The following is a 25,868-nucleotide window of genomic DNA, read 5'->3' as shown; positions in this document are numbered from 1 at the left end:
TTCGAGCATAGTTCGACCGTTGCCGAAGCATTTGGTCAGTAGGGTCGGTTAACGTGGTTGACAATGCCACCCGGCATATACCGTTTAGGAGACTGATATGGTTGATCTTGCCCCGTTCCTGCCCGGCTTTATTGCTGCGTATGCCATCCTGCTGGTCGGTGCATCCTCGCCCGGACCCTCGGTGGCGATGCTGATCGGTATTGCCACATCGCAGGGCCGTGCACCCGCATTGGTGGCGACGCTGGGTATTGCCACGGGCAGCCTGACAATCAACCTGCTGACGATATTGGGGGTTGGGTTGCTCTTGTCGCAGGCGGCCTGGGCGATGAGCCTGATGCGCCTCATCGGTGCGGCCTATCTGCTCTATCTCGCCTGGGGGGCGTTCCGTAAAGCGTTGAACCCGCCGGTATTGCAACCGATGCAGGGCGAGACGCGTTCGGTATTCAGACACTTCGCAACCGGGTATCTGTTGCAGGTCACCAACCCCAAGGCTATTGCTTTTTGGCTCGCCATCGCCTCTGTCGGCGCGGTCGAAGGCGCCGGTCCTGCTGTCATGGCGCTGTTCATCGCCGGGGCGTTCCTGATTTCGTTTTTCTGCCACGGCGCCTGGGCCGTGGCATTATCGGCCCCGTCTCTGCGCCGCGCCTATGCGGCCGGGCGGCGCTGGATTGAGGGGGGCTTGGGCGTGTTTTTCATTTTCGCCGCCAGCAAATTGGCTACCGGAAAAGTCTGATCAGAGCAGAAGGAGACATCTTATGAGCGACCATCTGGCGAGCCTGTTTCTGGCACTTGGCATTTTCAGCATCGGTTTCATCAGCATCGGGCCGAATATTCTGGCCGTGATCGGCACATCAATGGACCGGGGCCGCAAACAAGGCGCCGCACTTGCCCTGGGTGTCGGTATCGGATCGGGCATCTGGGCGACGCTGACGGTGGCGGGGTTGTCGGCACTGATGACGCGCTATGCGGGCGCAATGGTCGTGCTGAAACTGGTCGGAGCAGCCTATCTGTTGTGGCTGGCATGGAAGGCGTTCCGATCGGCGGCGACACCGGGCGATCAACTGGTGCCCGAGGTGACCCAGGGCGACAACCTTTTCTGGCGCGGGCTGACGGTGCAGATGACAAACCCCAAGGCAGCGTTGCACTGGATAGCAATTGTTAGCATCGGGCTGGAGCCCACTGCGCCAGCGTGGCTGGGTGTGGCACTGATCGTGAGTGCCACGGTGATATCGGTTCTTGGTCATGTTGCCTATGCGGTAACCTTCTCTACCCGGCCAGTGGTCGCTTTCTACCGCCGGGCGCGCCGTTGGATATCGGGGGGGCTGGGGGTGTTTTTCACCGTTGCGGCGGTGAAACTGGCCACAGACCGGGGCTGAACCGGGATTAAACTCGGCAGTCATAGTCCAGATTGATATACAATTAAGTCCAGATTCAGAAAATTGATCAGACCTGCGGCATTTCAGCGGTTCTGGTACCTTGCAATTTGCATGAACTAGGCGCTAGGACAGCCCATGCAAATCTACCTCCCCATAGCCGAAGTGTCGGTTAATGCTTTCCTGCTGCTCGGACTTGGCGGATTGGTCGGGATTTTGTCGGGGATGTTCGGGGTTGGCGGCGGCTTCTTGATGACGCCATTGCTGTTTTTCATTGGCATCCCGCCCGCTGTGGCGGTCGCGACCGAAGCCAACCAGATCGTGGCCTCATCGTTTTCCGGTGTGCTGGCGCATTTCAGGCGAAAGACGGTGGATCTGAGGATGGGTACGGTGCTGTTGATCGGCGGTCTGGCCGGCGCGGCGCTTGGGGTGGTTGTCTTTAACTACCTGAAGTCGCTGGGCCAGGTCGATCTGCTGGTCAAGCTGTGCTATGTGGTCTTTCTGGGCATCATCGGCGCGATGATGTTCATCGAAAGCCTGAACGCGATCCGCAATACGCGATCTGGCAGGGCGCCTAAGCGCAAGAAACACAACTGGATACATGGACTGCCGCTGAAGATGCGGTTCCGGACATCCGGGCTTTATATCAGCGTGATACCGCCGCTGATCGTAGGTGTGCTGGTGGGCATTCTGGCCGCGATCATGGGCGTCGGTGGCGGGTTCATCATGGTGCCTGCGATGATCTATCTGCTGGGGATGCCCACGAAGGTGGTTGTCGGCACGTCGCTATTCCAGATCATTTTCGTGACCGCTTTCACCACGATGCTGCACGCGACCACCAACTATACGGTTGATGTGGCGCTGGCGGTTCTCTTGCTGATCGGTGGCGTGGTAGGCGCGCAGGTGGGCACGCGGATCGGGACCAGATTGCCAGCCGAACAACTGCGCATCCTGCTGGCGGTAATGGTGCTGGCAGTCTGCTTCAAACTGGCGCTTGATCTGCTGATCATGCCGTCCGAGCTCTATTCCATCGGCACGGGAGGCGGGCACTGATGTTGCGGTTATTGCTCCTTCTCTGCCTTGCCGCGCTGCCGCTTCGTGCAGAAGAGGTGGTATTGGGGCTGAGTGCGGACGAGGTGGCGATCACGGCCACGTTCGACGGCTCGGAACTGCTGGTTTTCGGCGCGGTCAAGCGTGAGGCGCCGATTGCCGATGAGCCGCTCGAGGTGATTGTTACCATTGCCGGTCCTTCGGTGCCGCTGACCGTACGTCGCAAGGAAAAGAAGCTTGGCATCTGGGTCAATACCGATGCGGTCGACGTGAAGGAGGCGCCGAGTTTCTATGCGGTGGCCACCACCGGTCCGCTGAAAGAGGTGCTGGCACAGATCGAGGATTTGCGGCACCGGATTTCGATCCCCAAGGCGATCCGGCTGGTGGGCGCGTCGCCGCATGTGAAAAGCCCGCAGAGCTTTTCCGAGGCGGTGATCCGTATCCGCAAGAAAAACAGATCCTATCAATTGCTGGAAGGGGCCGTGGCGCTGGATCAGCAGACGCTGTTTCGCACCTCTATTCAATTACCCTCGAACCTGACTGAGGGCGACTATGCCACTCGCATATTCCTGACGCGCAGGGGCTATGTGGTTTCGCAATTCGAGACGACAATCGACGTGCGCAAAGTTGGCGTTGAACGATGGCTGTTCAACCTGTCGCGCCAGCAGCCGATGATCTACGGGCTGATGTCGCTGGCGATTGCGATTGCTGCGGGTTGGGGGGCTGCGGCTGCGTTCCAGATGTTGCGGCGCGGTTAGGTTTTGGTGTCAGATTGAGTGCGCTTTGCGCACGCAGGATGTCTCGTCGTCTGGCTCCGCCATCCTCCTCGGGCCGCCCACCTCGGGTAGCGGCATCAGGACGACGCGGTCAGCCGCGGCCGATATAGGGCATCTTGGTCGCCATCACGGTCATGAATTGCACATTGGCGCTGGCGGGCATTTGCGCCATGTGCAGAACGGATCGCGCGGCGTCCTCGACATTCATCATCGGCATCAGCGGTTGATCGGGGTTGGCGGCCTGGGCGCGTTTGTTGAGGTCTTCGACCAGTTCGGTTCTGGCATTGCCGATGTCGATCTGGCCGCAGGCGATGTCATAGCTGCGACCATCCAGTGACAGCGTACGCGTGAGCCCGGTGATCGCGTGTTTTGAGGTCGTATAACAGACCGATCCGGGACGCGGATTATGCGCCGAAAGCGAGCCGTTATTGATGATACGCCCGCCCTGAGGCGTTTGTTTGCGCATTTGCGCGAAGGCAAGGCGCGCGGCAATGAACATGCCGCGGATGTTGACGTTCATCACCTCATCGAAGGCATCAACCGGCACCTCGTCAATCGGACCGGAGGGGCCGAAGAGGCCAGCGTTGTTGAAAAGCACATCAAGCCGGCCTGTGGGCCGGGTGAAACTGACGAAGGCTTCTTGCATGGCCTCGGCGTTGGTGACATCGGCCACCAGCGGAACGGCATTTTCAATGCCGTCGGTCAGGGTCTCAAGCCGTTCGGCGCGCCGGGCCAGCAGGCCGACCCGCCAGCCTGCGTCGATGAATGCACGCGCGGTGGCGGCCCCAATGCCCGAGCTTGCGCCGGTGATAAGAATGGATTTCATATCTCAGCCTCCAATTCCAGGGGGGCGGGTGCGACGCGCAGATCGTTAATGCGCAGCGGTCCCGTCGGTTTCGACAGGCGGTTGCGCACCACCCAGTGCAGGCGGGTTTCGGCGCGGGTGATGGCGACATAGGCGAGCCGTTTCCACAGCGGTTGTCCGGCCTCGGTCCGGCCCATGCGCGAGGCGGCATAGAGGTCGGGCGCGAAGACCTGCACATCCGGCCACTGGCTGCCCTGCGCCTTATGGATGGTAACCGCCGCGCCGTGCAGGAAGGTCGCCCCCATGCGGGCGGCGAAGGGGATAAAGGGCTCTTCCTCATCCGGTCTTTCGATCTTCACGATCGAAGCGGCGCTGACCTGCGGGTCCTCGGCACCGATCACGTGCAGGCGGGAAAAACCGGGTTTGCGCCCGGGGCCGAGATAGATCGTCTGCGCCCCCTTGATTAATCCGCGCGCTTCGAGGTCGAGTCTTTTCTTGCGGTGTTTCAGCGGCAGCTCGATGCCGTCGCAGATCAGTGGCTCACCTTCCAGCAGTTCGGTTTCGGGTGCGCCGTGGACCGCGCGAAAGGCGTTGATCAGACGGATGCGGGTGGCGTTGCGCCAGACCAGCACCGGTGAGCGTGCCATCAGATCAACTTCGACCCGTTGAGCCATCACAACACGCTCATCACGCGCGGCGGCCGTTTCGATCAGCTGCTCAAAGGCGTGGAAATCGACATCGGGGTCGGCCAGAGAATGCGCGAGGTCAAGAATGGGATTGTCGGCATCCTGACGGTGGACGCGGTGCAGTTCCAGCTTGGTGGGGGCGGGTAGCGCATCAAACACCATCGAGCCGGACTGGTTGACCGGTGCAAGCTGTGCCGGGTCGCCAAAGAGTAGCAAGGTCGGGAAGATTTCCTTGAGATCCTCGAACTGCTTGTCATCCAGCATCGAGGCCTCGTCGACAAAGCCAACATCCAGTGCTTCTTCACGGCGCTTCCAGCCGGTGATGAAATCCGAGCCGCGCAGCCCGGCGGCGGCAAGCGCGCCGGGAATGGATTTGTTGGTCTGATAGAAGGCGTGCGCGCGGTCGAGCGCCTGATCGGTCAGGTCTTCGATCTCGGGGCGTTCTCCCTGACCGGCCAGCCATTCGGCGATCTTTTCGTATTCCGGGTCGTAGACGGGGGTATAGAGGATGCGGTGAATGGTGGTGGCAGGCACCCCGCGCATTCGCAAAACGCTGGCGGCCTTGTTGGTTGGGGCAAGGATGGCGAGCGTGCGGCGATCCTTGCGACGTCGGCCCTCATAATCGCCTGAGACCACGTCAACGCCTGCGTCTGCCAACGCCCGGTAAAGTGCTGCCAGCAGAAGGGTTTTGCCCGATCCGGCTTTGCCGACTACGGCCATGACACTGTCTTTGCCGTCCCGTGGTGGGGTCAGCAATGCATCGTCCAGATCAATCCCGGCACCGCGCAACATTTCAGTTATCCGGTCATGGGCATCGGCCTGATCGTGGGAGAATGTGAGGCTGGAGTCGGACATGGCGCGACCCTACAGCCGCGCCATCCCAGAGGCCAGAGTTAGAAGAAATTTCAGGCAGATGCGGCTGCTGCAGATTGCAGTGATGTGATCGGGGCATGTGCCATCTGGCGATAGGGGTGTCTCGGCGCGTTAGGGCCAAAGCTGGTCTGGAATCACGCCTCAGAGGTTTCCGGGCTGATATCGGCGCGTTTGGCGACTTTTTCCCGCGCCGCATCGGTGAATTCCCACAGACCTACGCTGATCTGCTCCCGCCCTTCGCCCTCGGAGCCGACGATATCGGGCGAGGATCCGATGGCGCGATAAATCCGGACCATGCGGGCATCGAAAACGCCGACATAATGCTTGATGGCGAAGTTGTGCATCACCTCGCCTCCGGCAAGCATCAGGGCCGCGGCGATCCGCGAACTGGCGTTGCGCGCCAGGCAGAATCGGGTGCATTCCCAAATCAGGGGGCTGACAATATGGCCGCCGCCGCTGAGATGGCTGAAATGGTCGTTCACCATGGTAGGGCCGGTGGTGGGCAGCAGCCGCATGGAGCCGCCATGGCAGCCATCTTCGCCTTCCCAGATCACGTAAAGCGGGTTCAAACTGTCATAGTTGTCGCGCTCATGGCCTGCTTCATCTACGCTCACGTCCCATTCCAACCTGGTCTTGAACTGATCGGCCCGATCCTGAAACATTGTCTCGGCGAGGGTCGGATACTTATCCAGGTCGTTTCCGTAAATGTAGCGTAGCATCGGCTTCCCCTTTTCTGGTTATCGAAGCCAAAGCTGGAGAATATTGGTTAACAGCTGATCGGTGTGGCGTACGGTGCGTCAACACTTTCACGCTGCTCTGGGCCGCATGGCACAAAGCGGGTCCGCCGGTAGCTGGTTGGCGTAACCGGCGTTACCGCGATGCAATCAGATCACAATTAGGCCGCGGCTGAGGGCGCGGGCGACCGCATGCACCGTGTTCATCGCGCCCAGTTTGAAACGGGCGGATTCGATATAGACCCGCAACGTATGTTCCGAGATGTTGAGGGTCTCGGCCACCTGGGCGCGGCTATACCCCATGGCCAGCAATGTCAGCGCGTCTACTTCGCGCGGGGATAGTGGCTGCGCCGGTTCGGGTTTTCGGTCGGGTTCGAAATCCAGCGCTTTCTGGTTGAAGTAATGCGCAATCAGGATCAGGTCGCGACGATTGGTTTCGGTAAAGGCCGCCCAGATGTCGTCGTCGCAATTGTGGCTAACCGTATACAGGGCGAATTGGCCGTTTGGCCCGCGTACCGGCACGGAAAACCCTTGGTTTCCAATGCCATGTGCAATTGCTTCTTTCTGAAATCCGCGCGCTGCCTTACTGGACCAATCCAGCCTTTTCCAGTCGACCGGATGAAATCGCTGGTAGCAGCCTTGTATCACAGGGTCGATCCGCAGGTATTCTTTTTCGAGATAGCGCTGCACCCATTCGGGGGAGTAGGTGCCACAACCATACTGATCGCCTGCACCGCTTACCCAGTGGTAGACCATATGATCAACCTTGAAGTGATCGCGCAGATTTTCAATAGCGGTCTGCAGCTCGCTCAGTTCAGAGGCGCCTTCCAAGTCCTCCAATATTATATCCAGCCGCATAGGCGGGGCCGCGTTCATCTGCAATCTGTCCTTCCCCAATCAACGCCAGCTCACTTGCAGCCACCAGTTGTGTATCATCCAACTGTTCGGCCAGAACACCTAACCCGTTTTGCTGGGCAAATGTCTTAAGGTCGGCAAGAACGTCGAGTATCCATTCGTTTTGCATGTTTAGCCTCGTTAACGGGGGTTAATGAATAGTTAATACAACTATAGCATGTTAATATTTTCTTTCGTATTCGCGGATTTTAACTCCCCAGAAATAGCGAGAGCGGTATTGAGCCGGCTTTTTGAGCGATGCTTACCTGTGCGCCAGACCGTGAGCAGCCTGGCGTTGCCGCCGATTCGCTCTCAATTTACACTCGGAGGATAGCGTTTTGGTTAAGTTGTGCCGTTGCAGGCGCAACCCGCCGCAGATCCGAGTCGGGCGGCAATACATTTTCCCAATCACCGCGTTTCTGTGCTGGCTCAAGGCGTGCAGCTATCGCCTTTGAAACACCGGGCGGCCTTGCGCAGCATCTCTTCGGTTGGGTCGATGAAATCGTATCCGCCACATGGGGTGACGGCCAAAAGGTAGCCATCGTCGGTTTTCTCGAGAAAGGACAGATAGTCGGCACCCGACACCGCCCGGCCGCACCACGGCCCGAAACACTGGGCGCGCAAAGTTATTGTACGGTCGAAATCCGCGTTGAAGCCCGCGCGCGACAGGGATTTTCCGGTTAACTGCGCTTTGATGTCTACGTGCGGCGGGGTTTGGGCTTGGTTCTGAAGATCGGTCTCGGGCAGCTTGCTTTCGTCAAAAACGAGCTTACCGCGCACGACAATATACTGTTTTTCCGATGCGGCAGCTTCGTTGAAGGACGTCGCGACGTTTGGCGGCAGACATGAAAGCGCCAGGGCCGGCCCGGCAAATAAGGTGAAGGCGATTGTGAGGGCGATGGATTTCACAGCAACTCTCCAAACTGGTCCAGAACAGATTTATAAACTTCACGTTTGAACGGCACGATGCTGGCGACAAGCTGATCCGGTGCCAGCCAGCGCCAAGCGGAAAACTCGGGATGATCGGTCTGGATGTTCACATCCGCGTCGTCGCCGAGAAAACGCACCAGAAACCATTTCTGTTCCTGCCCGCGATAGCGACCTTTCCAGATACGGGGCACCAATTCATGCGGCAGATCGTAGGGTATCCATCCTTCGCTTTCGGCTTCTATCGTGACCAGCTTAGGCCGCACGCCGGTTTCCTCCCAAAGCTCTCGTAGCGCGGCATCACGCGGGGCTTCGCCGGGGTCGATACCACCCTGGGGCATCTGCCAGGCGGCAGTATCATTGTCGAGCCGCTGACCCACAAAAACATGGCCTACCTTGTTCACCAGCATGACGCCAACACAGGGCCGATAGGGCAGCCGGGCAATTTCGTCAGGCGTCATTCTGTGATCCAGCACTGTTTCGTCCAAAACATAACCATTGAGGGGCGGCCCTTCCAGTCGGCTGACCAAATTAGCGAACCGCTAAACTGGCAAAGTATCGGATCATAGGGATCTTATCAAAAAGCGCCGCAACCCGAACAGGTTACGGCGCCCAATTGGCGTCACTGCGGCAGATTATTCGTTGCCGTTGAGTGCTGTCAGGCCCTTGAGAATATCTATGGCATAGGCCAGCTGATAGTCTTCTTCGCGCAGTTTCGCAGCCTCTTCGGCGCGGGCGTTATCCTCTTCGATCTGCCGGATTTCATCTTCGCTGAGGCTGTCATTGTTCAGCCGCCCCCGCAGATCGGCCTCAGACCGCGCGCCGCGCGCGGCCGCCTCTTCATCATCCTCGGATTCAGGTGCGCGGCGGGGCTGTTCGACGACGATATCGGGCGATACACCAAGCGCCTGGATCGACCGGCCCGAGGGGGTGTAATACCGCGCGGTTGTCAGGCGCATGGCGCCATCGCCGCGCATCGGCATCACTGTTTGAACCGACCCCTTGCCGAAGCTTTTTGTGCCCACGACGATGGCGCGGCGATGGTCCTTGAGCGCGCCCGCCACAATCTCGGAGGCGCTGGCCGAACCGCCATTGATCAGTACCACGATGGGTTTGCCCTGGGCCAGATCGCCCTCGGTAGCGTTGAACCGCTCGCCGTCTTCGAGTTTGCGGCCCCGTGTGCTGACAATCTCGCCTTTTTCAAGGAACGCGTCCGACACCCGGATCGCCTGGTTAAGCAGTCCCCCGGGGTTATTGCGCAGATCCAGCACGATGCCGCGGATATTGTCGATGCCGCCCGCCGTTTCGATCTGTTCGTTCAGGCCGGCTTCGAGGTTCTTGTAGGTCTGGTCGTTGAAGGTGGTGACGCGCAGCACAACGGTGTCCTGCTCGGTGCGGGTGCGTACGGCAGTCAGCTTGATCGTGTCGCGGATGATCGAGACATCGAAAGGTTCGGTCTCGCCTTCGCGTACAATAGTGATCACGATTTCACTGCCCACCGGCCCGCGCATCAGGTCAACGGCCTCGTCCAGGGTCAGGCCCAGCACGCTTTCGTTGTCCACATGGGTGATGAAATCGCCGGATTCGACCCCGGCCTCATCCGCAGGCGTATCGTCGATGGGCGAGACGACCTTAACGAAACCGTCCTCCTGGGTGACCTCGATACCAAGGCCGCCAAACTCTCCACGGGTCTGTTCGCGCATGTCGGCCGCATCGTCGGGCGAAAGATAGCTGGAATGCGGATCGAGCGAGGTGAGCATGCCGTTGATCGCCGCTTCAATCAGGTCGCCCTCGTCCACCTCTTCGACATATTGCGAGCGAATACGCTCGAAAATATCGCCAAACAGATCAAGCTGCTCGTAGACGTTGTTGGACTTGGCGGCTTCCTGAGCCAACAGCGGCGCGGCGACCTGTGTCGTGACAACAACGCCGGCCAGCGTTCCGGCCGCGGCGGCCAACAGGAATTTTTTCATCGGTATGTCATCCTTCGTCAGTCTTGAACCACTGTGCAGGGTCCACGGGTATGTTGTCTTTTCTCACCTCTATATAGAGGGTTTCCGTCTGGCTGGTAGTCGTTTCCTGCCCGTCCCGCGGCAATAATGCGCCGGGATCGGGGTCAGCACCGCCCATCAGCCCCAGCGGACTACCGGCTGACAATACCTGACCGGTTCGACCATAAACCACATCAAGCCCGGCAAACACCATGAGAATCCCGGATTGGGGCTCGAGGATGATAACATTTCCGTAATCCAGCAGCGGCCCGCTGTAGCGCAGGGTCGCGGCGGCTGGCGTGCTTACCAGCGCGCGCGGGCGCGTCGCCATCACGATGCCTGGCCGGGCAATGCCGGCGGCATCGGCCTCATTCGCGCGGCGCAGAATCCGACCGTTCACCGGTAGGGACAGGGCGCCTTTTCGGTCGATGATGTCGGGCAGGTTCGCGGGCGTCTCGTTGGTGGCAATCTGGCTGAGGCCGCTGGCAAAGCCTTCGAGTGTTTCGGTCGATGCGATCAGCAATGCGGTTTTCACCGGATCTTCGGTAAAGCGTTGCGGCAGATCAGTCCGATCGGAAATGGCCTGGGACAGCGCAATGCGGGCTTCCTGCACACCGTTCAAGCCGTCTTGCAGCTTATTGGCGGCGCTTTGCTGGAGCGCGCGCAACACGCTGACTTCCTGCAACTTGCTGCGTATCTCATTGGCGCGGGCGTTGAGCGCCGGTGTGACCTCGGCCAGGATCATGCCAGACCGCGCCGTGCCGACCGGCCCAGACGGATGCAGCAGAAGCACCGGCGACGGGGCGCTGTTCATGGATTGCAGCACGCCCAGAAGCTGGGCGATCTCATCTTCGCGTGCCGCCAGTTCGCGAGATAGCACTTCTTCGCGAATGGCGGCCTGACGCAGCCCGTCGCGCATCGCCTCAAGCCCGCTTTCAAATGCATGCACGGTTTCCGACAATGCCTTCACCCGGTCGCGCGCGCCTTGCGCTTCGTCGAGTTGGATCGCAGCCTCGGCCAGCCGGTCGGCAGCGGCGCGCGCATTATCGGCGGCAATATTGTCCTGGGAAAGCGCGGCCCCTGCAAGACAGGTCGCGGCCAGGGCCAATGCTAGTCGCATGTGATCAGGCTCCTGCCGGTCATCTCGGGCGGGGTTGGCATGTTCATCAGCTCAAGCAACGTGGGCGCCAGATCGGCCAACCGGCCGGGGCGCAGCCGTGCGCCTTCCGGGCCGCCCGTCAGGATCACCGGGACGGGGTTCAATGTATGCGCCGTATGGGGTTTGCCACTATCAGGGTCGATCATGACCTCGCAATTGCCGTGGTCTGCGGTCACGATCATTGCGCCGCCGACCTTTTCCAGCGCGGCTACAACCCGTGCAAGGCCCTGGTCAACGGTTTCGCAAGCCGCCGTCGCGGCTTGCAGATCGCCGGTATGGCCCACCATATCCGGGTTGGCGTAATTGACCACGATCAGGTCGTAACCCTTCTCGATCGCATCGACGAAATGATCGGTCACTTCGGGTGCGGACATCTCGGGCTGCAGGTCATAGGTCGCCACGTCTGGCGATTTTGCCAGATATCTGTCTTCGCCCGGCTCAGGTGTTTCCTTGCCACCATTAAGGAAGAACGTGACATGGGGATATTTCTCGGTTTCGGCGGAATGATACTGAGTCTTGTCGTGTTTTCCCAGCCACTCCGCCAAAGTGTTATCCGGGCGCTCATCCGGGAAGATGCAGTCCATATAGCTGGAATGGCGGCGGGAATATTCGGTGAAACCGCTGACTATTGCGAAATCCGGGCGCGCGCCGGTGTCGAAATGGCCAAAATCCGGATCGGCGAAGGCGGCGAGAATCTCGCGCGCTCGGTCTGCGCGGAAATTCAGACATAAGATACCGTCGCCATCTTTCATGCCCTCATAATCGCCCAGCACACGCGGCTTGATGAACTCGTCGGTGCGGCCCTTGCCATAGGCATTGTCAATCGCGTCCGATGCGGTTTCGGCGGTATATCCCTTGGCGTTGGCCAGAGCCTGAAAGGCCAGCTCTACGCGATCCCAGCGGTTGTCGCGGTCCATTGCGTAGTAGCGGCCCGATACGGTGGCGATATAGGCACCATCGGGCAGGGCGTCGCGCAGTTCTTCCAGATAAGACTTGGCCGAGATCTGTGCCACGTCGCGCCCGTCGGTGAAGGCATGAAGGGCTACGCTCAACCCGTGATCTGTAAGTGCTTTGGCGGCAGCAATCATGTGGTCGATATGGCTGTGCACCCCGCCATCGGACAGCACGCCCAGCAGATGTGCTGTACCACCAGTCGCTTTGAGCTTGCTGGCAAAACGCTGCACGCCGGGCAGGGAGGCAAAGCTGCCGGTGCGGATCGCCTGGTCGATCCGGCGCAAATCCATCTCGACCACACGGCCGGCACCGATATTCATGTGGCCCACTTCGGAATTACCCATTTGCCCCTCAGGCAGGCCCACGTCCGGCCCGTGGGTGACAAGCGTGCTGTTGGGGCAGGTGGCCATCAGACGATCGAACGTGGGCGTCTTGGCCAGCGCCGGGGCATTGCCCCTGGTTTCGTCCGAAAGGCCCCAGCCATCTAGAATGCACAAGACCACGGGTTTTGGTGTAATCATAACTGCTCCTGCCTGATGGACGCCTTCTAGCGGTTTCGGCGGGCAGGGTGAACAGCGTTTGCGATAACAGCAGGGCGAATTTTAAGATGCAGCCTTTATGTTCATACTCGCACGGCCTGCGTTAAACTGCGACGGAATTTCGGCTTGTTAAATCTCGTGCGAAAGGCAATGAGTGTTCGATGAAAATGGACCGACCACACGTCAATATGAACCCGGTGACCGGAAGCGACATCGCGCTGGACAATCTTTGCTATTCTGCCGATGGCAAGGATATCCTCAAGTCGATTTCGTGGCAAAGCGATGCCGCGCGTGTTGGGGTCGTCGGGCGGAACGGATCGGGTAAGTCCACCCTTGCGCGCATCCTGGCGGGGCTGATTGAGGCCAGTTCAGGGTCGGCACTGATCAACGGCCATGACCTTGCCAAGGATCGCAAGGTGGCGTTGACCGAGGTGGGCATCCTGTTTCAGAACCCTGATCACCAGATCATTTTCCCGACCGTTCAGGAGGAGATATCTTTCGGCCTTCGACAGCTTGGGCAGTCCAGGAACGAGGCAGAACAGACGACACAGGCCACGCTTGCCTATTTCGGAAAATCGCACTGGGCCGAGGTCTCTGTGAGTGTCCTGTCGCAGGGTCAGAAACATCTGGTGTGCCTGATGGCGGTTTGCGCAATGAAGCCTCGGATGATCATTCTCGATGAGCCATTTTCGGGCATTGATATCCCGACCAAGATGCAGTTGAAGCGTTATCTTTCTCATTACGAAGGCGGTCTTTTGCACATCGCCCATGATCCTGACGACCTGTCGGGCTATGATCAAATCATCTGGCTTGAGAAAGGATCAGTGGTGCAGACCGGCAAGGCCTGTGATGTCCTGCCTGATTACATTTCGGAAATGAACGCCCTTGGAGGTTCGGATGATATCTCTGACCTCGCCCGTTAGGACAAAGGCACATGATTGGCCGGCCGGTTTGAAGCTGGCCGGTCTTTGTGCATCAACGCTGGTCTTGTTCTACATTAGAGACCCGGCGATGCATTTTGGTCTTCTTTTGCTTGTGCTGGGGCTCTACGCGCTGCCCGGTCGTAGATTTATGGACGCGGGGCTTCGCCAACTGCGTATCCTGTGGCCCTTTGCCCTTGTGGTGGCGGTCTGGCACCTCTGGAGCGGGGAGATCGCAACGGGCGCAACTGTTATACTGCGGCTCGTATCGGCAGTGGCGTTGGCAAATCTGGTTACAATGACCACGCGCCTTTCGGATATGATTGATGTCCTGCACGGATTGAGCCGCCCGCTGAGAAGATTTGGCTTGCGGCCACGCGTTTTGGAGCTTGCCATTGCGCTGGTTATCCGGCTGACGCCGGTCCTTTTGCAAAAAGGAACGCTACTCTCCGAGGCGTGGCAGGCGCGATCACGAAGGCGATCGGGGTGGCGAATTATCCTCCCCTTCACGGTTCTTGCGTTAGATGACGCAGAGCATGTAGCAGAAGCGTTGCGCGCACGCGGCGGATTTAACACTCAGGAGTGCCACTAGATGGAAAAAAATGTAGCTCTCATTGCTCTGTTCGCCGCGCTTATCGCGGCGCTTGGGCTGATTCCCAAGATCACACTGGCCTTCGGGGTGCCAATCACGGCGCAAAGCATGGGTGTCATGTTGTGCGGTGCCGTACTGGGCTCCAGAAAGGGTGCGCTTTCGGTGCTCTTGTTCCTGCTGCTGGTGGCCATTGGCCTGCCGCTCTTGTCCGGTGGGCGCGGTGGTTTGGGTCTTTTCGTGTCACCCTCTGCCGGGTTTTTGATCGGCTGGCCCGCGGCCGCCTTCGTCACCGGCTGGATTGTCGAGCATTGGCGCCTCGCGCCCCTGACACTGGTCGCCTGTGTTGCTTCGGTCATAGGTGGGATCGTTGTGCTCTATCTCTTTGGTATCATCGGCTTGTTGATTACGCTGGATAAAACCCTGTCGGAAGTGATCTGGCTTGTCGCCGCTTTTGTGCCGGGCGACCTGCTGAAGGCGATAATCGCAGGCATGTTGACCGCAGCACTGGCCAAGGCGCGCCCGGGCAGTGTTCTGTCGCGCGCAAATCGTACCGATGCCGTCTGACTTCAACCAGCTTCTGTCGCAACGGCGATCGATCCGGGCCTACAAGACCGACCCCGTCGATCGGCTGGTGGTGGAACGGATTTGCTCGGCCGCACGCCGTGCGCCCAGCGGTGCCAATCTTCAGCCTGGAAAGTTCCACGTTCTGTCGGGCACTGCACTGGACAGCCTGAAGACACGTCTGGACAAAGCCCAGCAGGATGGAACGCCGATAGAGCAGGAATATTCGTATTTCCCAAAGGTCATGTCTGCCGATCTTAAGGATCGGCAAAGAAGGGCGGGGTTCGCGCTTTACGAAGCCTTGGGCATCGCAAAACGGGATGTGAAAGGGCGAAGAGAACAATTTGCGCGCAACTACCGGTTTTTCGACGCGCCCGTGGGGATCGTGGTCACCATAGATCGCGACATGGGCAAGGGCTGTTTCATGGATTTGGGCATGTCGCTGATGACATTCCTGCTGGCGGCAGAAAATGAAGGGCTTGGGGCAACAGGCATCGGGGCGCTTGCGAATTACGGGGGCGTGGTGCACGACCACCTGCACCTGCCGGACGACGAGATGGTGGTGTGTGGCATTGCCGTTGGCGTGGCTGATATGTCCGCCGAGGTGAACCATTTCAGGACCGAGCGGCTGGCGCTTGAGGAATTCAGCTCGTTCAGCGGGTTTGAGCGTAAGTAGCAGAGGCAGACGGGCCCTAGCCTGACCGGGCTACCATAGCGGTGCCCAGCCCGCCTGCGGCCGCGATGGCCGCCAACCCGACACCTTTGCTCTCTTTCAATCTATGAAACAGGCTGACCGCCAAAATCGCTCCGGATGCACCAATGGGGTGCCCACGGGCCAATGCGCCGCCGCGTTGGTTGACGATTTCGTGCGGGATGCCCGCGCCCTGCTGGCAGACGATCGCCTGAACCGCAAATGCCTCCATGATTTCGGCGCAGATAAGATCATCCGCTTGAATGGCTGAGATGTTCAAGATATGCCGAATGGCATCCACCGGCGCAACTCCCGGCAGTTCCGGATCGCCGCCCAGGGTCTTCCCGGCGATAAATTCGACACCATCGATACCGGTGGCCTTCATGTAGGTATCCGAGACTAAGACCACGAAGGCTGCACCATCGGCAGCGACCGCCATATTTGCCGCCGTAATATTGCCGCTTACTGGGCGGGCGCGGTCACAGTGATTTTGCGTCAGGTTCCGCGTGAATGTGTCCTTGTAAGCATCTGCTACCGATACGATTTCTGCGGCGCCAGTGGTTGCCTGCGCCGCCATTGCCTTTTGATGGCTCAAGACCGCCCATGCATCCTGCACCGATTTTCCGATGCCATATTTTCTGGCCAGCAGATTCGCCGCATCGGCCATGTCGGGGTCGCGGTCGGGCCAGGGGGTGAATTGCGCCTGATGATATTCCAAAGGCGCCTGCCCATCGGCGAAGGTGCGAAATCGAAGCGGTCGTCGCGAATAGCTTTCGACTCCACCGGCCACCACAATGTCATGACTTCCCGCGCGGATCATCGCATCCGCCAGCAGGATCGCATCAAGGCCGCCCGCGCATTGTCGGTCGACCGACAGGCCCGCAACAGTTTCCGGCAGGCCAGCGTGCAGCGCGATGATGCGGGCAGGATTGCCGCCAGCACCCAGCGAATTTGCGACGATAAGCTCGCCCACGTCCTCTGGCGCGATACCCGCATCTTGTAGCGTTTCGAGCAATACCGGTCTTGCCAGATCTTCGATCGAAAGATGCGCCAGCGCGCCATTCCGCGGTGCAACGGGGCTTCGCCGTGCCGATATCAGAAATGACCTTGTCATCGCCCAGAACCCAGCCCGGCATAGAGTGCGCGCAGGTCGGGTTTGCCGGATCGGAGCACGGGCATGGCGTCGCTGCAATAGACCTCTTTCGGAACCGCGTGAGAGCTTAGATGTGTCCGGCAGTGATTGCGTATCGTTGTCGGTGAAAGACCGGTACTGGTGGTTTTGACGAAGCAGACAAGCCTGTTTCCCCTTGTCTGGTCAGGGACTGAGAGAACCGCGCATAGATCGACCCCCTTCATCTGGCCGATGAACGCCTCGATCTCTTCGGGGAACACATTCTTGTCGGCGACAGTGACCATGCGGTCCTTACGGCCCCTAAGAAAAAGATACCCTTCGGCGTTCAGATATCCCATGTCGCCCACGCTCAGGTAGGCGCCGGAGCGTGTGATGCCATCGGTTGTATCCGAATTGTAGCCATCAAACAGATACGGGCTGGATACCCAGATCTCGCCTGTCTCGTTCGGCGCAGTGCCTGCGCTGTCTCCGATCCGCACAGAGACTTCAGGATAGGGAAGGCCCACGGAACCCGCAGGCGTGTTCGCATCGGAAATGGTGATGAAACTGGTCTCGCTCGCGCCGAAAAATTCGTGGATGCTGGCGGCGGGAAAGAGACTGCACAGGGCATCGCGCACCTCATCCCCAAGCTTGCCGCCACCGGAAAAGATATGCTGGACAGAAGGAAGCGCCGAGCGCTTTGTCGCCACGGTGCTTTTCACCAGAAGTGTGAGTTGCGTGGGCGTTGCATAGATTACCGTTACGGCCGAATCGGCAAGATGCTGGACCTGCCGCCGTGGTGCCATCTTGTCCAGCGAACAGATATCTGCGCCAAGGCTCAAAGCTTCTATGGTCGCAAAAAGCGTCAGTGAATGGCCCAGGGATCCGAAGGTGGCATAGGTGTCTGCCGGGGATAGCCCATATCGCTCGGCGTTGATGTCAAAGCTCTTGATCCAGGTTTCCGGGCGGCGGCGTATTGCCTTGGGCCGCCCGATTGTGCCCGAGCTTTCGCAGATCAGCCACTGCCTGTCGGTGTCCTGCAATTCGATCGGATGCTTCTTGGATTGGGAGGCCAGAATGGATGTACCGCGCCTCACGCCATCCACAAGCACCCGCAGGCCCGGCGCATCGGGCGTCAGCACGGCGCTGCTTGGGTTGAGTGTGAAGCTGTCACCGATCGTCATCTTGATTTCTGCGTTGCTCCCGTCGCGATGAATGCACATCCAAATGCAAGGGTATTGCAGGATTTCACAGGCGAACGCAAAGCGGATATCGCGGATCACGTCCCGTCTGGTGGCGTGTCACCTGCATGGTCGAGGAGTTCAGCTTCGGTGATAGGGGCTGCCGCTCAGGATCGTGGCCGCGCGGTAAAGCTGCTCGGCTAGCATGACCCGCACCAGCATATGCGGCCAGACCATCTGCCCGAATGACAGACTGAAACCGGCACGCTGTCGCAGTTCAGCCGCCAGCCCGTCGGCACCTCCGATGACAAAGGCCACGTCGCCGCACCCGTCATTGCGCCAGCCAGTCAATTTTGCTGCAAATTTAGGCGAAGTAAGGATATGCCCGCGTTCATCAAGAGCCACTATCGCGGCCCCCGCCGGTACCGCACGCTCCAGCAACGCAGCTTCGGCCCGCATGCCGCCGCCTTTGCGGTCCTCGACCTCATGTATAGCGGCGGGGCCAAGACTAAGCGCGCGGCCTGTTCGGTCGAATCGCTTCAGGTAATCATCGATCAACTCACGCTCGGGCCCGGCGCGAAGCCGGCCCACAGCGCAGATATGAACGCGCATTCAGGCCTGAGAGGCCGCAGCCTGCCCGGCGGGCAGCCACATCTTCTCAAGCTGATAGAACTCGCGAACCTCGGGGCGGAAGACATGGACGATCACATCGCCAGTGTCGATCAGCACCCAGTCGCCCGTATCCTTACCCTCGACCTTGGCCAGAACACCCAGGTCATGTTTGAGCCGATCGACAAGCTTTTCGGCAATGGCAGCAACCTGACGGGTCGAACGGCCTGAACAGATGACCATGTAGTCGCCGATGGCCGATTTGCCGCACAGGTCAATTTCCACGACGTCTTCAGCCTTGTCTTCGGTCAGTGAGGAAAGAATGCGCGCAAGTTGAGTTTCGCTGTTTGCGCTCGGTGCGGGGGCCATTACCGGCGCCCCTTTGTCAGCGGCTGGAGCCGCATCAGTAGTAAAAGACAGGACATTGTCCTCCTCTCTGGCGCACCGTCAAAACCCCGGTGCCGGGCACAGTTATAAGTTAACAATCCATTTATGAACTTTCAATGAACGGTTGCGTACGCTCGGCGTTTCATCGCGCAATTGTGCGCCAAAAACATCAGCTTGCAACATATCGTGACAAAAAGGCGCAGCGCTGCAACGGCTCAGGTGGTCTTTGTTTCCACCGGGTCAGCGATTGTTTCGCCTTCGGCAACTTCAGCGGGGTTCAGATCATCGTCCAGCAGGCGAACCTCGCGCTGCGGGAATGGGATCGAGATGTTGTTGGCCTGGAAGATATCCCAGAGCGCCAGATAGACATTGCCACGGATATTCGTCAGCCCCCCTGTGGGATCCGAGATCCAGAATCGCAGGATATAATCCACCGAGCTGTCGCCAAAACCCACGATATGGCAGACCGGTGCCTTGAAGCTGAGCACGCGATCAACACCCTTGGCGGCCTCAATCGCCAGCTTGCGCACGTTATGCGGGTCGCAGCCGTAGGAGGTGCCGAAAAAGATGTCGAGGCGCACGAAATCGTTAGAATGCGACCAGTTGACCACCTGACCGGTGATCAGGTCTTCGTTCGGGATCAGATATTCGCGCCCGTCGCGGGTAACCACTGAGACATAGCGCGCACCCAGCGAATTGATCCAGCCAAAGGTTTCACCCAATGAAATCACGTCACCCGGCTTGATCGATTTGTCCATCAGGATGATCACGCCTGACACCAGATTCGAGACCACCTTTTGCAAACCGAAACCAAGGCCAACACCGATGGCACCCGAGAGCACCGCAAGCCCGGTCAGATCAAAGCCGACCGCCCGCAGTCCGATAAAAAACGCCGCGCCGTATAGCAGCACCTGCAGGAACTTGACCGCCAGCACCTGCATCGAGGGCGAGATGTCCTGGTTGCTTTTGATCCGGGCAGTGCTGGTACGCGACAGAAACCGGGCCAGCACGAAAAGCGATGTGATGATCACAATGCCCTGCAGGATCAGCCAGAGCGACAGCCTGGTTTCGCCGATATGAAGCGCGGCGCTGTCCAGGATGCCCTGGGCCTCTTCCGTCAGGTTGAGGATGATCAGCGTTGCCCAGGTCCAGCCGCCATAGCGCACGATGCTGCGCAGGAAACCGTTGGCGATGAGCCGCGTCAAAAGCGCGATCACCAGCCACGCGGTCGCAAGGCTGGCCGCAAGACCCAGCAGGTAGGTCCGGCTGGGCCAGGTATATTCGCGCATGGTCCAGACGACCGGCCAGATCATCAGCACATAGATGATCAGACGGATGCGACGGTGTAGTAGGACGCCCAGACGCATGCGCCACTTGGGCCAGCCTTCGCGGGTTCGCAGCCATTGGTGCAGTTTCGGGCCGACATAGCGAGCGATCAGATGGGCCAGCAGGAATGTCCCGATGGCGATCCCAATCTGATAGGCATTCCACGGCCGCATCAGGCTATCAAGAAACACCTGCGCCTGATCCCACAGCGTCAGGGCAATTTCCTGTGCATCCTGTGCGATTTCCTGCGCGTCCTGCGCGATCTCAACCGTGTCCTGTTCCATGCCGGCACATTGGCATGGGGCGGCGGGTGCAACAAGCCCGGCTGGACAGTTGCGGAAACTTGGCCTTTGCTGGATCAAGAGATGCGGAGGATTCGAATGTCGACAGCGCTGGTGACCCATCCCGATTGCCTGGAACATGTAAACCCGCCGGGCCATCCTGAGCAGGTGGCGCGGCTGGAGCGCATATTAGCGGCGCTTGAAGGCAAGGCGCTTACCAGGGTCAACGCACCGTTGGTGGCCGAAGATGATCTGCTGCTGGTGCATCCGCGGGAATATGTCAACTTGATCCGCGGTGCCGCGCCGACAGAAGGCTGGGCACAGCTTGACGGGGATACCTTCATGTCGCCCGGTTCACTTGCCGCGGCCCAGAGGGCGGCGGGCGGGGCGGTGCAGGCTGTAGATCTTGTGTTGCGCGGCGAGGTGTCGAGTGCCTTCGTCGCCTGTCGTCCGCCGGGCCATCACGCCGAGACCTCGACCGCGATGGGGTTCTGCCTTTTTGGCACTGTCGCCATCGCCGCTAAACACGCGCTGGAGCATCACGGGCTTTCCCGTGTCGCCATCGTTGATTTCGATGTGCATCATGGCAACGGCACGCAGGATCTGGTCGAGAGCGACGCCCGCATCCTCTTTTGTTCGACCCACCAGTCGCCACTTTTCCCCGGCACCGGTCACGCGCATGAAACCGGCGTTGACAACAACGTGCTGAACGTGCCGCTGCCCGATGGCACCGGCAGCATTAAGTTCCGCGAAGTCATGGAGGGCGCGGTGTTGCCCAAGATCGACGAGTTTGCGCCCGAGCTGATCCTCGTCTCGGCCGGGTTCGATGCACATCAAGCCGATCCGCTGGCCGGAATGCGCCTGACCGAGGATGACTTTGCCTGGGTGACAGAAAAGATATGCGATCTGGCCGCAACTCATTGCCAGGGGCGCGTGGTGACAAGCCTTGAAGGCGGTTATGACCTTGATGCGCTGGCCACCAGCGTAGCCGCACATGTGGATGTACTCATCCGGCGGGGCGCATAGCTATTCCGACTGGTACCGTTTGCGCGTGGCGCTTTCCTGCAGCAGCCATCTGGCGACAACTTCGCCTTCGGCGGGCGGCTTGCGATCTTTCCGGGTCAGCAGGTAATAGCCGGCATCTGTCCGGACAAGTTCCGATCCCAGAGGCCGGATCAGGCTGCCGGATTGCAGGTGATGGTCCACCAAATGCCCCCAGCCCAGGGCGATACCCAACCCGTCGATCGCGGCCTGTATTGCCAGTGGATAGGTGTTCACAAAGGTCGAATGGCGCACAAGATCAGGGTCGTGGCCCTTGCGGTCCAGCCAGGTTTTCCAGTTCAGCCATTCGGTATGGTTGTTGCTGACCTCGATCAGCGCGTGATCCATTAACTCACTCGTGTCGGGAATGGTCACATGATTTTCCAGATAGATCGGGGCACAGACCGGAAATACGGTCTCGCCAAATAGCAGCCGTGCGTCGAAACCGGGCCAGTTGCCGTCGCCGCGCAGGATCGTCAGATCGTAATCGTCGGTCAGACACTCGGTGTCCAGATCGCTCGACATCAGCGAGATCGTGATGTTGCGGTTGACCTGCCGGAACTTGTGCAGGCGTGGCATCAGCCAAAGCGAAGACACCGAATTGGTTGCCGACATACGCACCGTGGTGGGGGTGTGGTCGGTCATCATTTCCTGCGAAATGCGGGCTATACCATTTAGCGCCGGGGTTATCCCGTTAAGCAGTTTGCGGCCGTGATCGGTCAGCTGCACCGACCGGTGGCCCCGGACAAAGAGCGCGCAGTCAAAATGCTGTTCCAGTAGTTTCATCTTGCGGCTGATCGCTGTCTCGCTGACGTTCAGCTCCTTGGCGGTCGCGGCGAAGCTTTCAAGCTCGGCGGCGACCTGAAAGGTGATCAGATAATCCAGTCGTGGCAGCGCCGAGCGGTTTTTCAGCATTCGCAAGAGCCTCGGGCGGAATGAACAGACAGGCAGACCGTCAAGAAATACAACGGCACATGCAGTTTGCCAAACTTTTTGTTGGGCAAAGCAAAACCTTTTTAGAATCACACTTTGGAAAAACTTGCGGCATACTTGATCGCATAAAACCGGGTGTCCGCAGTGTACGGATTCCAATGAACGCTACTGGGGAGTTAGGATGAAAACCAAAAAACTAATGACAGCATCTGTGCTGGCAATCGGCTCGGGAATCTAAGGGCGTCGCGCGACGTCAGATGATCTGCCCTGTGCCTTGATTTTGGGCGGATCGGGTAACTGTGCTAAGCTTGTCCGTCCCTGCCGCGTGACGGTACGGGCTTTCATAACCGGGTCTTGAATTTCACCGTTAGTTCGGCTCGCTCAACTGGGAATAACAAATAGATGTCAGACGAAACCCCCGTCATTTCATGCCGCAATGCCTGGAAATTGTTTGGGCCAAACCCAAAGCAGTATCTTGCAGATATGCCTTCCGGACGCAGTTTCGATGAAATCCGCGCCGACGGGTATATCGCTGGCGTCAAGGATGTCTCGCTTGAAGTAACCAAGGGAGAGATGCTGGTCATCATGGGGCTTTCGGGATCGGGGAAGTCGACCCTGGTTCGCTGCTTTTCGCGCTTGCATGACAGCACCGGCGGTACCATCGAAGTCGATGGCGAGAACATCATGGATATGGATGAGAATGCCCTGATCGAGATGCGACGCAGCAAGATGGGCATGGTGTTTCAGTCCTTTGGCCTGCTGCCGCACCGGACCGTTCTCGAAAACGTGGCCTTCCCGCTGGAAATGCGCGGGCAGGACAAGCACGACCGGCGCGAACGCGCGCTGGAGGTGATCAAGCTGGTCGGGCTTGAGGGCCGCGAAGAATATTTCCCACGTGAACTCAGCGGTGGCCAGCAACAGCGCGTCGGTATTGCCCGGTCACTGGCGATTGAACCCGATATCTGGTTCCTGGATGAGCCGTTTTCGGCGCTCGATCCGCTTATCCGCCGCGAGATGCAGGATGAATTCCTGCGTCTGCAAGAGATGCTGGGCAAGACCATCGTATTCATCACCCATGATTTCGACGAAGCCCTGCGTCTGGCCGACCGGATCGCGATCATGAAGGACGGCGCGGTTGAGCAATGCGATACACCCGACCAGATCGTGCTGAACCCGCAGACGCCATATGTTGAGAAATTCACCGAAGAGATTGAAAAATCCCGCGTCGTACACGCCCGCGTTCTGGCAAACCCGGTCAATGGCTCCGCCCCCGAAGGCGAACCTGTGAGGGCAGGGCACACGATCCTGCAAATGGCGCGCCAACTGGTGAATGACCCACGTGATGAACTGCCAGTGGCGAACCGGCACGGTGAGTTGATCGGCGTGATGAACCGGCAAGAAGCGCTGGACGTTTTGCTGGGGAAAGGCTGATATGGCTGTCCTGGACACATCCCCTGTCGCGTCGGACGGCAATCGCAAACAGATTCTGATCGGGCTGGGTGCTGCTGCAATCGGATTTGCGGCGCTTACTTTTCTTGGCATATTCGATATCTGGCTGTTGCCGAAATGGGCCGTGTTCCAGGTGTTGCAGCCACTGCTCTTATGCGCTGTTGTCTTCGCGGTTTCAGCTTCGTCGATGGTACGTGGTTTGGTTGCAATCGCGACGTTGATGGTGATTGCCCGGGCATTCGGGGTGTTGCCCGAGGCGCTGATACGGCTACCCGAAGCGATGATCCCGCCGCTGGCCGACTGGCTGGACGCCTTCTTTAGCTTTTTGATTGATGATCTGAAACTGACGGTACTGACCCGCTGGTTTGCTGAAGGGCCGCTCGACTTTATGCTGGGGCTGACCGCAAACTTGCTGGAAGGCAAGCATCGCTGGCCCTTTATCGGCCCGTTGCCCTGGTCCTGCGTCGCCGCCGTTGCCGCCGTGATCGGCTATTACCTTGGCGGCTGGAAATTTGCCCTGTTGGGCGGCGGTACCTTCGTCTGGACCGCGATGGTGGGCCAGTGGAAGATTGCGATGCAAACGCTGTCGGTCCTCGCGGTTGCGGCGCCATTGGCGTTCTTTATCGGATTGCTGATGGGCATCGCTGCGTGGAAATGGGGTTGGTTCGACCGGGCGGTCAAACCGTTTCTTGCCATTCTGCAGACCATCCCGTTCTTCACCTATCTGCTGCCCGCCGTGATCTTTTTCAAGGTTGGCCCGACGGCTGGGGCGATTGCCACTACGATCTACGCCATTCCGCCGATGGTTCTGATGACGGCGCTTGGCCTCAAGAAGGTCTCGCCCGAGATCGTCGAGGCAGGGAAAATGTCCGGCTCGACCCGGTGGCAGATGTTGACCAAGGTCTACATCCCCTCGGCCCGGACCGAGATCCTTGTGGGTGTCAACCAGGTGATCATGTTATGTCTGGCGATGGTGGTTCTGACCGCATTTATCGGCATGCCCGGTCTGGGCGGCAAACTTCTGGCGATGATGAACAGCTTCAAACTGGGTCGGTCGTTCGAGATCGGGGTCACCATCGTGCTGGTTGCGGTGATGCTGGACCGGTTTTCCAAAGCCTGGGTGGTGAAACTGCCCGAGCATCACGAGCGTGGCACATCCTGGTTTGTGCAACACAAGTATCTGGTGGCCGCTGTCGTCGGCTTTATGGGCTTTCTTATTATTGCTCAATTCATTGGTATCCTGAATGAAGTTGGCCGCAAACAATCCTTGTCGATGGGCAGAGAAATGGACGCCATCATCAAGGGCTTTCTGGCGATTGATGCGGTTCAATGGATTACCGGACAGATGCGGTATGTGCTCAATGTCTGGGTGCTGATCCCGTTCCGCAACGCGCTTCTCTATATCCCGACGCCTGCCTTTATCCTGCTGGTTATCTCTTTCGCCTATTGGCTCGGGGGCAAGCGCCCGGCGATCTTTGCCGCGATCTTTTTTACCATCGTTGCGTTCAGTGGCTGGTGGGACCGGTCGGTGATCACGCTCTATTCCGTGATCTCGGCGGTGATCCTGTCAATGTTCATTGGTATTCCGCTGGGCATCTTCGCATCACGTAGCGACAAGTGGTCGACCCGCATCCTGCTTTTGTGCGACACGGCGCAGACCTTCCCGAGCTTCATCTACCTGCTGCCGGCGATCATGCTCTTTGGTGTCTCGGACGTGACGGTTGTGCTGTCGATCGTGATCTTCACCACCGTGCCGCTGACCCGATACACCATCGAAGGGTTGCGTACGGTACCGCCGGAAATGACCGAGGCCGCGGATATGTCTGGTGCTACCAAGCGGCAAAAGCTGCTGAGCGTACAGCTGCCGCTAGCGCTGCCCACGATGGCGGTCGGGTTCAACCAGGCGATCATGTTCGCATTCTTCATGGTGATCATCGCGGCCTTTATCGGCACGCAGGATCTTGGCCAGGAATTGCAACGCACCCTGGCGGGCACCGATCTGGGCAAGAATTTTGTGCTGGGCAT

At 59.0% G+C, this 25,868-nt stretch carries 27 protein-coding genes; 11 read left to right on the top strand and 16 right to left on the bottom strand.

The annotated features are described in order from the left end of the window. Positions 1 to 97: 97 nt before the first annotated feature. The 4 genes from LC334_RS00135 (at position 98) to LC334_RS00120 (ending at position 3,181) form a co-directional block, all read left to right on the top strand. Complete coding sequence (locus LC334_RS00135; protein ID WP_085798219.1) at positions 98 to 733, top strand: LysE family translocator; 636 nt, start codon at positions 98 to 100, stop codon at positions 731 to 733. Positions 734 to 755: 22 nt separating this feature from the next. Next, the gene (locus tag LC334_RS00130) at positions 756 to 1,376 is read left to right on the top strand and encodes a LysE family translocator (protein WP_085798218.1); all 621 of its coding nucleotides are present in this window, start codon (positions 756 to 758) and stop codon (positions 1,374 to 1,376) included. A 135-nt stretch (positions 1,377 to 1,511) separates the two neighbouring features. Beyond that, positions 1,512 to 2,426: a sulfite exporter TauE/SafE family protein gene (locus LC334_RS00125; protein ID WP_085798217.1), complete on the top strand. Its 915-nt coding sequence runs from the start codon at positions 1,512 to 1,514 to the stop codon at positions 2,424 to 2,426. Beyond that, the gene (locus LC334_RS00120; protein WP_085798216.1) at positions 2,426 to 3,181 is read left to right on the top strand and encodes a TIGR02186 family protein; all 756 of its coding nucleotides are present in this window, start codon (positions 2,426 to 2,428) and stop codon (positions 3,179 to 3,181) included. The genes LC334_RS00125 and LC334_RS00120 overlap by 1 nt, the downstream gene beginning before the upstream one ends. A gap of 109 nt (positions 3,182 to 3,290) precedes the next feature. On the opposite strand, the gene LC334_RS00115 is transcribed toward LC334_RS00120, so the two are convergent. From LC334_RS00115 to gpmI, 10 genes are all read right to left on the bottom strand, one after another. Next, positions 3,291 to 4,025 (bottom strand): SDR family oxidoreductase, encoded by a 735-nt coding sequence (locus LC334_RS00115; protein ID WP_085798215.1) that lies wholly within the window; start codon positions 4,023 to 4,025, stop codon positions 3,291 to 3,293. Continuing rightward, on the bottom strand, positions 4,022 to 5,545 hold the full coding sequence (locus tag LC334_RS00110) for an AAA family ATPase (protein ID WP_085798214.1): 1,524 nt from the start codon (positions 5,543 to 5,545) through the stop codon (positions 4,022 to 4,024). The genes LC334_RS00115 and LC334_RS00110 overlap by 4 nt, the downstream gene beginning before the upstream one ends. A 152-nt stretch (positions 5,546 to 5,697) precedes the next feature. After that, positions 5,698 to 6,282, bottom strand: coding sequence for an acyl-homoserine-lactone synthase (locus LC334_RS00105; protein ID WP_085798213.1), 585 nt, complete (start codon positions 6,280 to 6,282; stop codon positions 5,698 to 5,700). 165 nt (positions 6,283 to 6,447) lie between these two features. Then, entirely contained in the window at positions 6,448 to 7,173 is a 726-nt protein-coding gene (locus LC334_RS00100) for a helix-turn-helix transcriptional regulator (protein WP_085798212.1), read from the bottom strand. Next, positions 7,112 to 7,321, bottom strand: coding sequence for a hypothetical protein (locus LC334_RS00095; protein ID WP_139836245.1), 210 nt, complete (start codon positions 7,319 to 7,321; stop codon positions 7,112 to 7,114). Before LC334_RS00095 ends, LC334_RS00100 begins: the two co-directional genes overlap by 62 nt. A 299-nt stretch (positions 7,322 to 7,620) precedes the next feature. Continuing rightward, positions 7,621 to 8,100: a hypothetical protein gene (locus LC334_RS00090; protein WP_085798211.1), complete on the bottom strand. Its 480-nt coding sequence runs from the start codon at positions 8,098 to 8,100 to the stop codon at positions 7,621 to 7,623. Continuing rightward, positions 8,097 to 8,579 carry an RNA pyrophosphohydrolase gene (locus tag LC334_RS00085; RefSeq protein ID WP_085798743.1) on the bottom strand — a complete coding sequence of 161 codons (483 nt, stop codon included), beginning with the start codon at positions 8,577 to 8,579 and terminating at the stop codon, positions 8,097 to 8,099. The genes LC334_RS00090 and LC334_RS00085 overlap by 4 nt, the downstream gene beginning before the upstream one ends. Before the next feature lie 174 nt (positions 8,580 to 8,753). Continuing rightward, complete coding sequence (locus tag LC334_RS00080; RefSeq protein ID WP_085798210.1) at positions 8,754 to 10,091, bottom strand: S41 family peptidase; 1,338 nt, start codon at positions 10,089 to 10,091, stop codon at positions 8,754 to 8,756. A 7-nt stretch (positions 10,092 to 10,098) separates the two neighbouring features. Then, positions 10,099 to 11,229: a murein hydrolase activator EnvC family protein gene (locus LC334_RS00075; RefSeq protein ID WP_085798209.1), complete on the bottom strand. Its 1,131-nt coding sequence runs from the start codon at positions 11,227 to 11,229 to the stop codon at positions 10,099 to 10,101. Then, entirely contained in the window at positions 11,220 to 12,743 is a 1,524-nt protein-coding gene (gene gpmI / locus LC334_RS00070; protein ID WP_085798208.1) for a 2,3-bisphosphoglycerate-independent phosphoglycerate mutase, read from the bottom strand. The genes LC334_RS00075 and gpmI overlap by 10 nt, the downstream gene beginning before the upstream one ends. A 179-nt stretch (positions 12,744 to 12,922) precedes the next feature. Between gpmI and LC334_RS00065 the strand changes: the two genes are divergently transcribed. From LC334_RS00065 to LC334_RS00050, 4 genes are read left to right on the top strand one after another with little or no spacing between them, the layout of a single operon-like run. Beyond that, positions 12,923 to 13,684, top strand: a complete 762-nt coding sequence (locus LC334_RS00065) for an energy-coupling factor ABC transporter ATP-binding protein (RefSeq protein ID WP_223412826.1) — start codon at positions 12,923 to 12,925, stop codon at positions 13,682 to 13,684. Further along, positions 13,659 to 14,273: an energy-coupling factor transporter transmembrane component T family protein gene (locus tag LC334_RS00060; RefSeq protein ID WP_085798206.1), complete on the top strand. Its 615-nt coding sequence runs from the start codon at positions 13,659 to 13,661 to the stop codon at positions 14,271 to 14,273. Before LC334_RS00065 ends, LC334_RS00060 begins: the two co-directional genes overlap by 26 nt. Then, positions 14,274 to 14,837 carry a biotin transporter BioY gene (locus LC334_RS00055; RefSeq protein ID WP_085798205.1) on the top strand — a complete coding sequence of 188 codons (564 nt, stop codon included), beginning with the start codon at positions 14,274 to 14,276 and terminating at the stop codon, positions 14,835 to 14,837. After that, the gene (locus tag LC334_RS00050; RefSeq protein ID WP_085798204.1) at positions 14,827 to 15,510 is read left to right on the top strand and encodes a nitroreductase family protein; all 684 of its coding nucleotides are present in this window, start codon (positions 14,827 to 14,829) and stop codon (positions 15,508 to 15,510) included. Before LC334_RS00055 ends, LC334_RS00050 begins: the two co-directional genes overlap by 11 nt. 16 nt (positions 15,511 to 15,526) lie before the next feature. Here the strand turns inward: LC334_RS00050 and LC334_RS00045 are convergent, their stop codons facing one another. From LC334_RS00045 to LC334_RS00025, 5 genes are all read right to left on the bottom strand, one after another. Then, positions 15,527 to 16,639 carry a thiolase family protein gene (locus tag LC334_RS00045; protein WP_085798203.1) on the bottom strand — a complete coding sequence of 371 codons (1,113 nt, stop codon included), beginning with the start codon at positions 16,637 to 16,639 and terminating at the stop codon, positions 15,527 to 15,529. Further along, positions 16,636 to 17,859 carry an ANL family adenylate-forming protein gene (locus tag LC334_RS00040; RefSeq protein WP_223412825.1) on the bottom strand — a complete coding sequence of 408 codons (1,224 nt, stop codon included), beginning with the start codon at positions 17,857 to 17,859 and terminating at the stop codon, positions 16,636 to 16,638. Before LC334_RS00040 ends, LC334_RS00045 begins: the two co-directional genes overlap by 4 nt. A 99-nt stretch (positions 17,860 to 17,958) precedes the next feature. Beyond that, the gene (gene rlmH / locus LC334_RS00035) at positions 17,959 to 18,429 is read right to left on the bottom strand and encodes a 23S rRNA (pseudouridine(1915)-N(3))-methyltransferase RlmH (RefSeq protein ID WP_085798202.1); all 471 of its coding nucleotides are present in this window, start codon (positions 18,427 to 18,429) and stop codon (positions 17,959 to 17,961) included. Further along, positions 18,430 to 18,795, bottom strand: a complete 366-nt coding sequence (gene rsfS, locus LC334_RS00030) for a ribosome silencing factor (protein ID WP_085798201.1) — start codon at positions 18,793 to 18,795, stop codon at positions 18,430 to 18,432. Positions 18,796 to 19,028: 233 nt separating this feature from the next. After that, positions 19,029 to 20,423, bottom strand: a complete 1,395-nt coding sequence (locus LC334_RS00025) for a mechanosensitive ion channel family protein (RefSeq protein ID WP_085798200.1) — start codon at positions 20,421 to 20,423, stop codon at positions 19,029 to 19,031. A gap of 96 nt (positions 20,424 to 20,519) precedes the next feature. Between LC334_RS00025 and LC334_RS00020 the strand changes: the two genes are divergently transcribed. Continuing rightward, the gene (locus tag LC334_RS00020; RefSeq protein ID WP_085798199.1) at positions 20,520 to 21,446 is read left to right on the top strand and encodes a histone deacetylase family protein; all 927 of its coding nucleotides are present in this window, start codon (positions 20,520 to 20,522) and stop codon (positions 21,444 to 21,446) included. On the opposite strand, the gene LC334_RS00015 is transcribed toward LC334_RS00020, so the two are convergent. Further along, entirely contained in the window at positions 21,447 to 22,376 is a 930-nt protein-coding gene (locus tag LC334_RS00015) for a LysR substrate-binding domain-containing protein (RefSeq protein ID WP_085798198.1), read from the bottom strand. Between the two features lie 420 nt (positions 22,377 to 22,796). Here LC334_RS00015 and LC334_RS00010 point away from each other — a divergent pair, with 420 nt between their 5' ends. Together LC334_RS00010 and LC334_RS00005 are read left to right on the top strand one after the other, a co-directional pair. Then, on the top strand, positions 22,797 to 23,825 hold the full coding sequence (locus LC334_RS00010) for a quaternary amine ABC transporter ATP-binding protein (protein ID WP_085798197.1): 1,029 nt from the start codon (positions 22,797 to 22,799) through the stop codon (positions 23,823 to 23,825). Positions 23,826 to 24,030: 205 nt separating this feature from the next. Further along, on the top strand, positions 24,031 to 25,868 hold a 1,838-nt coding region (locus LC334_RS00005), incomplete at its 3' end, for an ABC transporter permease (protein ID WP_223412860.1).

The sequence above is a fragment of the Roseovarius aestuarii genome (assembly GCF_019966515.1).
GTDB lineage: Bacteria > Pseudomonadota > Alphaproteobacteria > Rhodobacterales > Rhodobacteraceae > Roseovarius > Roseovarius aestuarii.
Note: the sequence above shows the minus strand (reverse complement) of the source record. Positions and strands in the feature narration are given on the sequence as shown.